The organism is Clostridium sp. ATCC BAA-442 (assembly GCF_964239415.1).
Taxonomy (GTDB): domain Bacteria; phylum Bacillota; class Clostridia; order Oscillospirales; family Oscillospiraceae; genus Flavonifractor; species Flavonifractor plautii.
Window position 1 is genome coordinate 116,499 of record NZ_CAXSQB010000002.1, and the last position, 13,563, is coordinate 130,061.

Consider the following 13,563-nt stretch of genomic DNA (forward strand, 5'->3'; position numbering starts at 1 on the left):
AGGGACGTACCATGAACAAGCGCGTTGTAACTTTTGGCGAGATCATGCTCCGTTTGGCCCCCAATGGATATTATAGGTTCTTCCAGAACGACCAGTTGCAGGCCACCTTCGGCGGCGGGGAGGCCAATGTAGCCGTCTCTCTGGCCAACTACGGGCTGGATTCCGTCTATGTTACCAAGCTGCCCGGCCACGCCATCGGCCAGGCGGCGGTCAACGCCCTGCGCAGCTTTGGCGTTGATACCTCCCATATCGTCCGGGGCGGAGACCGGGTGGGCATCTATTTCCTGGAGAAGGGGGCCTCCCAGCGGGGGAGCGTGTGCATCTACGACCGGGCCCACTCCGCCATCCAGGAGGCCCAGTCTGCCGACTTTGACTGGGACGCAATTTTTGCCGGGGCGGACTGGTTCCACTTTACCGGCATCACGCCCGCTCTGGGCCCCAATGTGGTGGAGATCTGCAAGGACGCCTGCCGGGCGGCCAAGGCCAGGGGAGTCAAGATCTCCTGCGATCTGAACTACCGGGGCAAGCTGTGGACCCGGGAGCAGGCCCGGGCGGCCATGAGTGAGCTGTGCCGGTATGTGGACGTGTGCATCTCCAATGAGGAAGACGCCAAGGACGTGTTCGGTATTGAGGCTGCGGAGACCGACATCACTGGCGGCAAGTTAAATAAGGAAGGCTACAAGAGTGTGGCCAGGCAGTTGGCTGACCAGTTCGGCTTTGAGCGGGTGGCCATCACCCTGCGCAGCTCCATTTCCGCCAGCGACAACGACTGGGCCGGCATGCTGTACGATGGGGAACACTACTGCTTCTCCAAGGAGTATCACCTGCGCATCGTGGACCGGGTGGGCGGCGGAGACAGCTTTGGCGGCGGATTGATTTACGCCCTGCTGGCTGGAAAGGACAGCCAGGCGGCCATTGAATTTGCCGTAGCGGCCTCCGCCCTCAAGCACTCAATTGAGGGAGATTTTAACCGCATTACCGTGGCGGAGGTCGAAAAGCTGGCCGGTGGAGACGGCTCCGGCCGGGTACAGCGCTGATACCGGTCATGGGGAGCGCAGACGGAATGGGACTGCTCACAAAATAGCGGAGAAATACCGCTGGGTCAATGCTCAACACCGTACGGCGGAACGATTCAGACCGGCGCAGCGTTTGAAAAGGCACTGTATTTCGTAGAAATACAGTGCCTTTTCTCTGCGTTCCCGACCATTTGTTTTGTGCCTTCAAGTCTCGGGCAGATGCATTGAGAGGCAGAAATGTTGCTGCAAATACCGTGAGAAAGCACAGCCAAGCCAAGCCTCATTTTTGAAATGAGAAGCATAATATTGCGGTGTCCTATCGGCAACAATTTATACCACGCTTTGGACGACAGAGCGTGGAGCTGCCTCTAAGATGCACAATCTAATGATGGATTTCCCTATAGTATTGTTGTATAATAAATAAAAATTCAGGGATAAGGATGGGGCGCTATGGAGGAGTATCGTATTACAATTGCAGGGCAAAGCAAATATGAAATTGAACTCTGTGCTGTCCAGTGTGGCAGGGATTATAGTGTCACAATCTGCGGTGGGGGCCGTCATCATGTGGGAGCTGCGGCGCTGGGGTGCGACGAATCCGGAACAGTGGGACACAAAATGCGCGGCGCTACCGTCAGTGTGCTGTGTGTGTTCGGACACAGAGACGACGAGGCGGCACGGTGGGCGGCAAAGTATCTGGCTACCGAGCTGAAATGCAATGTCAGTGTAGCGGTCGGCATCCACATTGACCACGCGGATGGCAGTGAGATCCAATGCCTTCTGGAGAATTGCAGGGAGGCATGCAGACAATTCAAAGACCGTGTGCGGGCGGACAGGCTGTCTTAAAGCGGGTGAAAGTGGTGGTAGAGTACGGAGGAGAACCGTTCAGCCGAATCCAAATGAGGGTGACAGGGGGGAGGCATCAGCCTCCCCCCTCTAAGCAGGGAATGGTTTGGGCTGCCCCTGCCGCAAGCCCATCTCTCCTGGGGTACATCCCTGCATCTTTATGACATGATTCTCTCACAGTTTTATTTTCCACGGTTGTGGCGCTTTGGCAGGTTGTACTTTTTGATCTTGCGAACCAGAGTCGACAGATCAATGCCGAGAGTGGCGGCAATCTCGCTGGTCGTAGTCCAGATAGGTGATGTCCATCTGCTGGCGGAGCTGCATCAGCTCGGTCATGTCCCGTGCGTTGCCCACCGCGCCGCGGGAGTCGTCCGTCCGGGCTGTAGACAGAGGAGAGGGTGACGAGGAGAAGCCGCCCGGAGTCGGCCTGGTACTTGATGAGTTCAGAGCGGCTTTCCCGGCTCTGGAACATCTCCAGCATTATCCGCGAGATGGGAAACTCCTCCATACCAAGCAGGTGGATGTTGTGCCCCTGGATATTTTCATCCGGGAGCTATGTGTGATACGTTCTGTTTGTACTAAATTTAGGGAATGCGCCGGGCCGCGTTTACAGTTTGAGAGCTAGGCCGGAGGCCTTCTCCTTCAGCATGCGCCCGCACAGCTCGGCAATGAACGCGCCCGCCTCGGCGGGGTTGGTGCCGCCGCGGTGGATGTTGGAGACTACGGTGCGGCTGGCCTCAGGGATGCCCACATAGCCGCCGTAGGTCATGTAGGCGCTCATGGACTCGCCGGTAGCCAGGCCGGGGCGCTCGCCCAGGAGGATCACGGTGACCTTGGAGCCCAAGGCCTCGGTGACGGCATCCATGGCTCCCACACGGCCGTACTTGATGAAGAAGGGGGTGCCCACACTGGCCCCCGTGCTGCTCAGCCCTTGAAGGATGGCGGGCAGGATGTCCCGGAGGTTGGCGGACACTGAGGTGCTGGACAGGCCGTCGGACACCACGAGCTGCACGTCGGGATTGCGCTTGCAGCGCTGCTGGAGCTCGGCCAGAGTCTCCTGAGAGAAGCGGCGGCCCAGATCCGGCCGGGTGAGGTACATGTCCTTGGTCTCGCAGAGGGTCTGCACGGTGAACAGGCCCATCTCTTCCAGCAGACGCTCCGGCACGTCGGTAAACACGGCGTCCATGGCGGCCGCGTGATCCGCCCGGAACCGCAGGTAGGTGTTGGTGCGGCAACGGGGCCCGGCTCGCCACACGCCGATGCGGGCCACCGTTTTGGAGCGCATGCGGCGGAACTCCTCCGGGTTGGCGGGGGTGGGCACGTCGATAATCTGGCGGAAATCTACGGCGGACAGGTCGCGGACCTCTCCGCTCTCCACCGCGCCGGAGGCCGGGGGGACGGGAGCGGCGGACTGTGCACCGGCGGTATCGCCCACTACCTCGGAGATGGCTTTCAGGATGAGCTCTCTCAGTTGGGTTTCATTCATATCAGTTCCCTCCCTCTCACTGTAGGAAAATGGAGGCGTCGCCGGCCAGCTCGGTCAGGACACCCTTTTCGTCAATCAGGCCCCGCTTCATCATCCACTGGTGGAACTCCGGCGCGGGCAGACGGCCGGAGAGCTCCCGCAGGGTGGCGTTGTCGTGGTAGCTGGTGTCCTGGTAGGAGAGCATGATATCGTCGTTGACCGGCACCCCGATGTAGTAGTTGGCCCCCGCGGCGTTGAGCAGCATGGTGGCCATCTCCTGCTCGTCCTGGGTAATGGAGGTGTGGTTGGTGTAGCAGGGGGCCATGCCCATGGGCAGGCCCATCAGCTTGCCCATGAAGTGATCCTCCAGGCTGGCCCGGATCATCTCCTTGCCGTCGTAGAGGGTTTCCGGCCCGATGAAGCCGGACACGTTGTTCACCATGAAGGGGCGGAAAAAGCGGCCAAAGCCGTAGGTACGGGCCTCCAGGGTCATCTCGTCCACCCCGCAGTCGGCGCCAATGGACACCTCGGAGCCCTGGCCGGTCTCAAAATAGAGCAGGTTGGGGCCGGTGCTCAGGGCGTGCTGGCAGGCCAGTTCATAGGCCTCCGTGCAGAGCTGGCGGCTCACGCCGAAGTCGTTGTTGGCGGCCTCTGTGCCGGCGATGGACTGGAAAATCATGCTCAAAGGCGCGCCCTTCCGAATGGCGTCCATCTGGGTGGTCATGTGGGAGAGAACCACCAGTTGGGTGGGGATGTCGTTGCGGCAGATAAAGCTGTAGACCGCATCCGCGATACGCCGGGTGCTCTCCACATTGTTTTCCACAGGGTTGATGCCCATGCAGGCGTCGCCGCAGCCGTAGGAGACGCCCTCCATCATCTGGATCAGGATCTCCTCGGGGTCGTCGGTGGGGCTGTTGGGCTGGTTGCGGAAGGCCAGCACGCCCGGCTGGCCGATGGTGGTGTTGCAGCGGGTGATGTGGTGAATTTTGCTGGCGCCGTAGACCAGATCCATGGCGGACATGAGCTTGGCCACGGCCGCCGCTACCTCGCCGGTGAAGGCCCGGCAACTGCGTACCAGGTCGTCCCCCGTAGTTTTGTGGTCCAGAATCCACTCCCGCAGCTCGCCAATGGTCATGCCCTTGAAACGCTGGTAGGTGGGCTGGTTGAGTCCGTCGAGATTGACCCGGGTCACCTCGTCCTTTTCATAGGGGACGGTGGGGTTCTCGGTCAGCTCGCCCACCGTCAGCTCGGACAGGACGACTTTGGCCGCCACCCGCTCCGTCACGGTTTCGGCGGCCACGCCCTGAAGCCGGTCGGCGGCCTTGGGCTCGTTGGCCTTGGCCAGGACATCCCTGATGTCGCGGAAGGCGAAGGTCTGGCCGTTCAGTGTGGTTTTCAATTTCATTCTGCTGCACCTCTCCTTTGCGCCGGACGCCCCCTCGGCGCCCGTTTCAAGCTTGTCAAATTTGGCTGTTTATGCAAAACAGCCCAGGGGCAGCGCCTGCGCTGTCCCTGGGCTGCATCGCCCGTGCTCTTGTACGCGCCGCCATAGCCTCAGGTCGGCGCACGATTTGGTTTTACTGCTCCAGAAAGTCGAAGGAGATCCGCGTCCCGCCGGGGCCGCTCTCCACGCTCCACTCGCCGGTGAGCTTCTCCCGCACGATCGTGGAGGCCAGCTCCAGACCGGCGCCTCCGGGGCGAGGGCGGTCCGCCTGGAAGCCCACGCCGTTGTCCCAGACGGTGAGCTGTCAGAGGGGGCGCCCGCTGTGGAGCTCGATGCCGATCCTTCCCGCCTGGCCGGAGGGAAAGGCGTATTTCAGGGCGTTCTGCACCAGCTCGTTGACCACCAGGGCCACCGAGGAGGCGCAGTCCGCGGACACAATGACGTCCTCGCCGCCCACGTGGATGGTGACACGGCGGGCGGAGGGCAGAAGGGTCTGGAGCATGTACCGGCGGATCTGCTCCAGAATCTGAAGGAGGGAGACCTTCTCCCGGGAGACCTGTACGATGCCATCCAGCGTGGCGGCCAGGGAGAGCAGCCGGTTGGCCGTATCCAGAAGGGCGGTCTGCACCGGCGGGGACTCGGCCGGATCACAGCCCCGGCTCCGGGTGAGGTTGGCGAGCATCTGAAGGTTGTTTTTCATGCGGTGCCGCAGCTCCTGAAGTGCCGTCCGCTGCAGGGCCAGCTCCTCCTCTAGCTGCCGCTGGCGGGTGAGGTCGTGGATGATGAGCGCCGCCCGGGCCTGCCCGGAGGAGAGAGGGAGGCGCTGGTACTGGAGTACCCGGTTGGCCAGGGCCGTCTCGTGCCTGTCCTGGTCGCACTCGCTGAGGGCGGCGGGCTGAATGTTGTTGACGGGCATCCCGGCCAGAGTGCCGATGTAACCCATCCGGCGGTAGAGGGCTGTGGCCGCCGGGTTGAAGCCGCAGACCCGGTCCTCCTCATCCAGGAAAAGGACGGCGTCGTCCAGACAGGGGGATACCGCAGCCCAGTCCAGAGCCCCGGACGCCTGCTCCGCCTCCCGCTCCCCAGCGGGCGGCGGCTCCTCGGCGGCCAGAGCGGGCCGCTCATAGATGAGGACGCCGATCAGCCGCCCCTCATAAAAGAGGGGTTCCACCGACTGGACGATCCGGCGGTCCTCCGGCATGGAGACCGCCCGCACCCCGGAGGTGGGAACCGCCAGACGGAAGGAGCGGTCCACCGCCGGCTCGTCCCGCCAGTGGATCAGCATACCCAGGATGGAGCTGCGGTAGTTGGAGGGGACGGTTTGGGGCTTCGCCTCACAGACCACGATGGCAGAGCGCCCGCTGACGGTCCGGCAGTCGATGAAGACATCCGCCTGCTCGGCGTTGGCCAGGGCGGGGAGCAGGGCGCCATAGGATTCCAGGTAGGAGATCTCCGCGTCCGTGAGATCCGTGTATTTCTGACAGAGCATCCGCGTGGCGCTAATCATGCCGCTCCTCCTGCTGGGCCAGCAGATAGCTGGCGACCCGGGCCATAGACATGCCCTTGCGGCGGCTGAGCTCCCGAATGTACTGGTAGGCCTCGTCCTCGCGCATCCCCCTGGTCTCCATCAGCAGGAGCTTGGCCTGGTCGATGGGCTCCCGGTTCTGACAGCGCCGGCTCAGGTGCTGATACTCCTTGTTCAGCAGGTAGTACTCCTTGCTGCGCGCAATACACAGCTCGATGGTAGGCAGAATCTTCTCCGCCTCAAAAGGCTTGGTGAGGTACCCCGCCGCCCCGCACGCCTGTACGCGCTCGATGTGCTCCCGGTCGCTGAACGCCGTCAGAATGATGACACATTTGGCGGCCCGGTCCGCCAGAACCTGTCTGGCCACGCTCACGCCGTCCAGCAGCGGCATCTGGATGTCCAGCAGCGCCACGTCAGGGGCCGACGCCCGGCAGCCCTCCACCGCCTCCATCCCGTCACAGGCCTCGCCCACCACCCGATATCCGGGGAGCCCCTCAAAAAAAGTGCGCAAGGTACGGCGAACGCCCTCATCGTCATCAGCCAGGAAAATGGTGGTCTTGCCCATCCTGGTCACACCCATACGCCTGTCCTCCCGTTTTACAAAAAAGAGCATCTTGAAGCGCACAAAAACGCCTCAAGATGCTCTCCACGCATCTGAAGTCAAACCCACTCCCGCCCGGAAGTGGAGTACGGCAGGTTTGCTACACCCGGCATAACCTGACCTTTCGATTGTATACGATATTATATAAAAAACCCGCCTTTCTGTCAACCGTAATTTGGAACTTATGGCTGGGATAGGAGAGAAAATTGTGATATTCTGCCTCCGCCATCTTGACAGGCGGGGGGCGCGCGGCTATAATGAACGCCGACAAGTGAATCAGCAGACGGTAGCGATTGCTTTCATTGGGAATGCGGTGAGAATCCGCAGCAGCCCTCTCTACTGTAAGGATGACAAGCGCCCAGATATGTCACTGTCCGGTACGCCGGATGGGAAGGCGGGCGTGAGGATGAGTCCAAGCCAGGAGACCAGCCGCCTGCGGTGTGTGCACGTTCTTTCGGTGGGGAAAGCTGTGCAGCGCCGGTCTGCCGGCCTGTCATCCGATTGCGGCTCCTCTCTGGAAAACAGGGGGGAGTTTTTTTGTGCATGGATTCATGCGTCAGTCAATTTGAGAGGAGCATGAACATGAAAAAGCGCACCCTGTCTCTGCTGCTTGCCGTTGCCTGTGCCCTGTCCCTGTCGGGCTGCGGCGGCGCGCCCGCGCCGGATGCCCAGACCTCCGCCCCGGCGGGCAGCGAAACCCCTGCCGCCGTGGACCAGACCCGCGAGATCGTCTTTGCCGCCTCCCGCGACCAGTGCCCCGGCGAGCAGGACGCCTACTACGCCTCCATGTCCCTGGGCGTGTGGGAGCCCCTGATCACCAAGGACGAGAGCGGCAAGCCCGCCCCCGCCCTGGCCACCGAGTGGGAGCACAACGAGGACTCCACCGTGTGGACCTTCCATCTGCGGGAGGGGGTCACCTTCTCCAACGGCACTCCCTTCAACGCCGACAGCGTGCTGGCCAACTTCGACCGCATGAAGAAGGGGCCCTTCGAGTCCTCCTTCTACGGCATGAACATCAACACCATCTACCCCGGCCTGGTCTCCTACGAGAAGACCGACGACTACACCGTGGTGCTCACGCTCTCCGAGGGGCAGCCCCTGCTGGACTACACCATGGTCAACTACGGCTCCGCCATCTTCGAGCCCTCCTGCTTCGCCGAGGACGGCACCTTCGCCGGCTTCCCCATCGGCACCGGCCCCTACGTGGTGACCGAGAACGTGCTGGGCCAGTACTGCGTCATCGAGCGCAACGATAACTACTGGGGTACCCCCGGCATCGCCAAGACCTTCCGCTTCAAGGTCATCCCCGACGCCGAGACCCGCTACACCGCCCTGCGGGCCGGCGAGGTCCAGGGCCTGTGCGATCTGGGCGCCATCTCCCCCTCCCAGGCCGCGGAGATCGACGGCGATCCGGCCTACAACGTGTCGGTGGGCGACTCCGGCATCACCCACTTCCTCAACGTCAACGGCGGCGCCTTCCCCTTCAACGACGTGCGCATGCGGGAGGGCCTGTCCCTGCTGCTGGACCGCCAGACCATCATCGACAGCTTCTACAACGGCTACGGCCTCGCCGCCGGCGGCTTCCTGAACTACACCTCCGCCTTCTACCGCGAGCAGCCCGTGCAGCACGACCCGGAGCGGGGCGCCGAGCTGATCCGCGAGGTGGTGGGCGACCAGGAGGTGGAGCTGCTGTTCCTGCTGCCCGGCGTGGACGCCAACCGCTACCCCTACCAGGAGGAGGCCGAGTACATCCAGTCCCTGCTGGAGAACATCGAGGGTACTAACATCAAGGTCAGCATCCAGCAGATGGACTGGGGCCCCTGCAAGGAGGAGATGGAGGCGGGCAACTACAACCTGTGCCTCAAGATCCAGGGCCTGCCCTCCGCCAACCCCTTCTCCCTGTTCAAGGGCTTTATGTACACCGAGGGCGGCACCAACATCAGCTACGGCCTGGGCTACCACAATGACCACGTGGACGAGCTGATCGAGGAGGCGGCTACCTGCCTGGACGCCGGCCGCCTGACCGAGATCTACACGGAGCTCCAGGAGATCTCCGCCGTAGACTTCCCCAACATCCCCGTGCTGTACTCCCAGGAGGTGGTGGCCTCCTCCAGCGACATCACCGGCTATCAGGCCACGGTGTACGGCCTGACCGGCTTCACCCAGGTCTGCTGGGCCGGGTAAGGACCGTGTGTGAAAATAAGCCCCCGCGAGGCGGGGGCTTATTTTCCGCCTGTATTCTGTCTCCGAAGGCGGTGGATCATGGCAATTCTCAAGTACATCGGCCGCAGGCTGCTGGTGCTCATCCCGGTGCTGCTGGGCATCTCCCTGGCGGCCTTCCTGCTGGGGCGCATCGCCCCCGGCGACCCGGTGGACGACGCGCTGTTCCGCATCGGCATTGAATTCCCCACGGAGGAGGACCGGGCGGACATGCGCGCCGAGCTGGGCCTGGACCGGCCCTTGCCGGTGCAGTACCTGGACTGGCTGGGGGACGCCCTCCGGGGGGATCTGGGCCGCTCCTACATCGGCAACAAGGACATCGCCCAGGAGCTGATGACCCGGCTGCCCATCACCCTCAAGGTCTCCCTGGCCGCCATGCTGGCGGCGGTGGTGTTCGGCGTGGGAGGCGGCGTGCTCATGGCGGCCTGCCACGGCACATGGCTGGATACGGTGCTCAAGGGGCTGTCCACCCTGCTGCTGTCGGTGCCCGGCTTCTGGCTGGCCCTGTTTCTCATCACGGTGTTCGCCGAGTGGCTTCACCTGCTGCCCACCAGCGGCCTGGACCGGGGGCTGGCCTCCCTGGTGCTGCCCGCCGTGGCTCTCTCCGCCGCCAACGTGGGCTCCACCTCCCGCTTCACCCGGGGCAACATCCTGGCCCAACTGGGGGAGCAGTACATCGTGGTGGCCAACGCCAAGGGCCTGTCCCAGCGGGCGGTGATGGTGGGGCACGCCTTCCGCAACTCCCTGGTGCCCATCATCACCCTCATCGGCAACTACTTCGGCGGTATCCTGGGCGGGAGCACCATCATCGAGAACATCTTTGCCATCCCCGGCCTGGGCAGCTATGTCCTCTCCGCCATCCAGAACCGGGACTACCCCGTAATCCAGGGCTATGTGCTCATCACCGGCACCACCTTCGTGCTCGTTACGCTGGCCATCGACCTGCTCTACATTGCGGTCAACCCGAAAATCCGCCTACAGGGGGGAGAGGCATGACAAGACGCCGGAAACAGAACATCAAGCTGGCCCTCGTGTGCGCCATCCTGGGGGCCATTGTCCTCATGACCATCTTCGCCCCCTGGCTGGCCCCCTATGACCCCCTGGAGGTGAACATGGAGCTGCGCCTGCTGGACCCCTGCCGGGCCCATCCCCTGGGCACCGACGCCCTGGGGCGGGACGTGCTCAGCCGGGTGATCTACGGCGGCCGGGCCTCCCTGCTGCTGGCGGTGGCGGCCACGGCCTGCTCCATGGCCGTGGGGCTGGTGATCGGCGTGGCCGCCGGCTACTGCGGGGGGATTGTGGACGGCGTGATTACCGCCGTCTCCAACGTGTTCCAGGGCCTGCCTGGCATGGTACTGATGATCGCCCTGGTGGGCGTCCTGGAGCGGGGCACCCGGAGCATCATCCTGGCCCTGGTCATCACCTCGTGGGTGGGCTTTTCCCGCCTGGTGCGGGGGGAGGTCATGAAGGTCAAGAGCGAGATGTACGTCGAGGGCATGCGCTGCCTGGGGGCGGGGCACCTGCGCATCGTCCTCCGCCACGTGCTGCCCAACATCCGCACCAACGTGATCCTCCAGTTCACCACCCGGGTGGGGCGGGTGGTGCTGTCGGTGGCGGGCCTGAGCTATCTGGGCCTGGGCATCGAGCCCCCCACCCCCGACTGGGGGGAGATGGTCAGCGGCACCGCCCGCCGGTACTTCCGCAGCGCCCCCCATCTGCTGTGGGCGCCGGGCATCTGTATTATCCTGCTGACCCTGTCCATCAACCTGCTGGGCGATCTGCTGCGGGACCGGCTGGACGTGAAGCAGGACGCGGTGAAGGAGCTGTGAGCATGGTACCGGACATTGAGATTCAGCACCTGTCGGTATGCTTCGACACCGCCCAGGGGCCGGTGTACGCGGTCAACGACCTGTCCACCACCTTCCGGGCGGGGCGCATCTCCGGCGTCATCGGGGAGAGCGGCAGCGGCAAGAGCGTCATGGGCATGTCCCTGCTGCGTCTGCTGCCCAATACGGCCCGGGTGACGGGGAAGTGCTTCTTCGGAGAAGACGAGCTCTACTCCATGCCCCTGCGGCGGCTGCGCAGGCTGCGGGGGGCGGCCATCGGCCTCATCCCCCAGAACCCCGGCGCCTCCCTGGACCCGGTGATGAAGCTCCGCCGCCAGCTCACCGAGGCCATCACCACCCACGGGCGCTGGAAGCGGAGGGAGGCGGAGGCCCAGGCCGCCGAGCTGCTCCGCCGCTTCGGCTTCGAGGAGCCGGAGCGCATCCTGAACCAGTATTCCTTCCAGATGAGCGGCGGCATGAACCAGCGGCTGGTGTCCGCCCTGGGGCTGGCCTGCCGGCCGGGGTGGGTGATCGCCGACGAGCCCACTAAGGGCCTGGACGCGGTGATCCGCAACCAGGTGTACTCCGTCCTGCGCCAGATCTACACCGAGCACCACTGCAGCATGCTCGTCATCACCCACGATCTGGCCCTGGCCCGCCGGCTGTGCGACGACATCCGGGTACTCTACATGGGCCGGATCATCGAGCAGGGCACGGCGGAGGAGGTCATGGAGCGGCCACGCCACCCCTATACCGCCGGCCTGATCCATTCCCTGCCCAGCCGGGGCATGGTGCCCATACCGCCCCCGGACCCCGGACGGCTGGAGCACACCGGCTGCCCCTTCTACCCCCGCTGCCCCAGGGCCATGGAGCGCTGCGGCCGGGAGGTGCCGGGGGAGGTCACGCTGCCCACGGGCGGGAAGGTGAGGTGCTTCCTTTATGAATAATAAGGTGCTGGAGCTGGAGGAGGTCAGCCGGACGTTCTCCAGCGGCGTGTTCCGCACCCATACCGTCCGGGCGGTGGATCGGGTGAGCTTTGCCCTGGAGCGGGGGAAAACCTTCGGGCTGGTGGGCAACAGCGGCTGCGGCAAGACCACCCTTTCCCGTATAATCACCCGCGTCCTCAAGCCCTCCGGGGGGCGCATCCGCTTCGAGGGGGAGGACATCGCACGCCTGGACCGGAAGGGGAGCCGGGCGTACCACCGGCGGGTGCAGATCATCTTCCAGAATCCGGAGGCCTCCCTGGACCCCTCCATGCGCATCCGGGACAGTCTGCTGGAGGCCATGGCCATCCACCGGCTGGGGGAGAGCCGGGAGGAGCGGATGGAGAAGATCCGGGCCGCGCTGGGGCAGGTGGGCCTGCCCGACTACCTGCTCTCCCGCTACCCCCACCAGATCAGTGGGGGCGAGGGCCAGCGGCTGGTGATCTGCCGGGCCCTGCTGCTGGAGCCGGAGGTGCTGCTGCTGGACGAGCCCACCTCCATGCTGGACGTGTCGGTGCAGGCCAGCATCATGAATCTGCTGCGGGAGCTCCAGGAGCGGCTGGGGCTGACGTACCTCTACATCACCCACGACATCGAGCTGCTGGGGTGGATCAGCCACACCATCGGCGTCATGCAGAGGGGACGGCTGGTGGAGGTGGGCAGCCGGGACCAGGTGATGGAGGCCCCCGTCCACCCCTACACCAGGGAGCTGCTCTACTCCTACACCCACTGGGAGGGAGGCGGGGAGACATGAGGGAGCGGGTGCCCATGACCGACTTCGCCCGGCAGTGGGCGGAGCACGTGGCGGCCAGCGCCTCCCCCCGGATGACCGACGACCAGGCGGAGCGGGACTTCTGGCACGCCTTCATGACACGCAAGACCTATGCCCCGGAGCCCTCCGCCCTCCAGGTGCTGGAGCGCCTGCGCCCCCTGCTGCGGGCCCGCGGGGTGGAGACCGCCCTGGAGGTGGGGCCCGGCTGGGGCAGCTATACCCTGACCCTAGCGGAGCTGTGCCGGGAGGTGGCCTGCGTGGATCTCTCCCGGGACGTGCTGGACTTCGTCCTCCGGGCCGGGGCGGAGCGCGGCCGGGACAATATCACCGCCTTCCATGCCAAGTGGGAGGCGTTCACGCCTGGGCGGCGGTACGATCTGGTTTTCGGCTATAACTGCTTCTACCGGCAGGCGGATCTGGCCGACTGCTTCCGGCGGATGGACCGGGCGGCGGACAAGCTGTGCGTGGCGGGCATGAACACCGGCCTGGCCCCCGCCTGGCTCCATGAGCTGGACGCGGCGGGAGGCCGGGTGAGCTGGGAGTGGAAGGACTACATCTACTTCGTGGGGGTGCTCTACCAGATGGGCATTGACGCCAATGTGATGGTGCTCCCCTTTGAGAAGGAGCTGTCCTACCCGGACACCGACGCCCTGGTGCGGGGGGAGTGCGCCCGCTGCGCCCCCGGCGCGGTGGACGGGGAGACCGCCAGGGCCATCCTGTGCCGCCACTTCACCCAGAGGCCGGACGGGAGCTGGCGCGCAAACGTGAAATACCGCAGCGGCGTGGTGTGGTGGACGCCGGTCCACCGGGACTGAGCCGCCCCGCGTCATGCAGAAGGGGGGGGGGGGGGGGGGGGGGGGGGGGGGGG

Annotated in this window: 13 protein-coding genes and 1 riboswitch; of the genes, 8 read left to right on the forward strand and 5 right to left on the reverse strand. The window is 64.5% G+C overall.

Going from position 1 to position 13,563, the window contains the following annotated elements:
* Positions 1-11 precede the first annotated feature (11 nt).
* Together ACESY8_RS01645 and lpdD are read left to right on the forward strand one after the other, a co-directional pair.
* Complete coding sequence (locus ACESY8_RS01645; protein WP_054339187.1) at positions 12-1,037, forward strand: PfkB family carbohydrate kinase; 1,026 nt, start codon at positions 12-14, stop codon at positions 1,035-1,037.
* Positions 1,038-1,466: 429 nt separating this feature from the next.
* On the forward strand, positions 1,467-1,859 hold the full coding sequence (gene lpdD / locus ACESY8_RS01650) for a prenylated flavin chaperone LpdD (RefSeq protein ID WP_024723623.1): 393 nt from the start codon (positions 1,467-1,469) through the stop codon (positions 1,857-1,859).
* A 607-nt stretch (positions 1,860-2,466) separates the two neighbouring features.
* Here the strand turns inward: lpdD and eutC are convergent.
* The 5 genes from eutC to ACESY8_RS01675 form a co-directional block, all read right to left on the reverse strand.
* Positions 2,467-3,345: an ethanolamine ammonia-lyase subunit EutC gene (gene eutC, locus ACESY8_RS01655; RefSeq protein WP_054339186.1), complete on the reverse strand. Its 879-nt coding sequence runs from the start codon at positions 3,343-3,345 to the stop codon at positions 2,467-2,469.
* A gap of 16 nt (positions 3,346-3,361) precedes the next feature.
* Entirely contained in the window at positions 3,362-4,729 is a 1,368-nt protein-coding gene (locus ACESY8_RS01660; RefSeq protein WP_007491718.1) for an ethanolamine ammonia-lyase subunit EutB, read from the reverse strand.
* Between the two features lie 172 nt (positions 4,730-4,901).
* Positions 4,902-5,048, reverse strand: coding sequence for a hypothetical protein (locus tag ACESY8_RS01665; protein WP_498794503.1), 147 nt, complete (start codon positions 5,046-5,048; stop codon positions 4,902-4,904).
* Positions 5,049-5,072: 24 nt separating this feature from the next.
* The gene (locus tag ACESY8_RS01670; RefSeq protein ID WP_498794505.1) at positions 5,073-6,275 is read right to left on the reverse strand and encodes a sensor histidine kinase; all 1,203 of its coding nucleotides are present in this window, start codon (positions 6,273-6,275) and stop codon (positions 5,073-5,075) included.
* Complete coding sequence (locus ACESY8_RS01675) at positions 6,268-6,873, reverse strand: ANTAR domain-containing response regulator (protein ID WP_009258939.1); 606 nt, start codon at positions 6,871-6,873, stop codon at positions 6,268-6,270. Before ACESY8_RS01675 ends, ACESY8_RS01670 begins: the two co-directional genes overlap by 8 nt.
* Before the next feature lie 288 nt (positions 6,874-7,161).
* A riboswitch (cobalamin riboswitch) is annotated at positions 7,162-7,342 on the forward strand.
* A 134-nt stretch (positions 7,343-7,476) separates the two neighbouring features.
* Here ACESY8_RS01675 and ACESY8_RS01680 point away from each other — a divergent pair.
* From ACESY8_RS01680 to ACESY8_RS01705, 6 genes are all read left to right on the forward strand, one after another.
* Positions 7,477-9,078 (forward strand): ABC transporter substrate-binding protein, encoded by a 1,602-nt coding sequence (locus ACESY8_RS01680; protein WP_434307880.1) that lies wholly within the window; start codon positions 7,477-7,479, stop codon positions 9,076-9,078.
* A 78-nt stretch (positions 9,079-9,156) separates the two neighbouring features.
* Positions 9,157-10,110 carry an ABC transporter permease gene (locus ACESY8_RS01685; RefSeq protein WP_007491709.1) on the forward strand — a complete coding sequence of 318 codons (954 nt, stop codon included), beginning with the start codon at positions 9,157-9,159 and terminating at the stop codon, positions 10,108-10,110.
* The gene (locus tag ACESY8_RS01690) at positions 10,107-10,943 is read left to right on the forward strand and encodes an ABC transporter permease (protein ID WP_065535399.1); all 837 of its coding nucleotides are present in this window, start codon (positions 10,107-10,109) and stop codon (positions 10,941-10,943) included. The genes ACESY8_RS01685 and ACESY8_RS01690 overlap by 4 nt, the downstream gene beginning before the upstream one ends.
* 2 nt (positions 10,944-10,945) lie before the next feature.
* The gene (locus ACESY8_RS01695; protein ID WP_054339185.1) at positions 10,946-11,887 is read left to right on the forward strand and encodes an ABC transporter ATP-binding protein; all 942 of its coding nucleotides are present in this window, start codon (positions 10,946-10,948) and stop codon (positions 11,885-11,887) included.
* Positions 11,880-12,677 (forward strand): ATP-binding cassette domain-containing protein, encoded by a 798-nt coding sequence (locus ACESY8_RS01700; protein ID WP_204681503.1) that lies wholly within the window; start codon positions 11,880-11,882, stop codon positions 12,675-12,677. The genes ACESY8_RS01695 and ACESY8_RS01700 overlap by 8 nt, the downstream gene beginning before the upstream one ends.
* Positions 12,674-13,510, forward strand: coding sequence for an SAM-dependent methyltransferase (locus ACESY8_RS01705; RefSeq protein ID WP_195324875.1), 837 nt, complete (start codon positions 12,674-12,676; stop codon positions 13,508-13,510). Before ACESY8_RS01700 ends, ACESY8_RS01705 begins: the two co-directional genes overlap by 4 nt.
* The last annotated feature ends 53 nt before the right edge of the window (positions 13,511-13,563 follow it).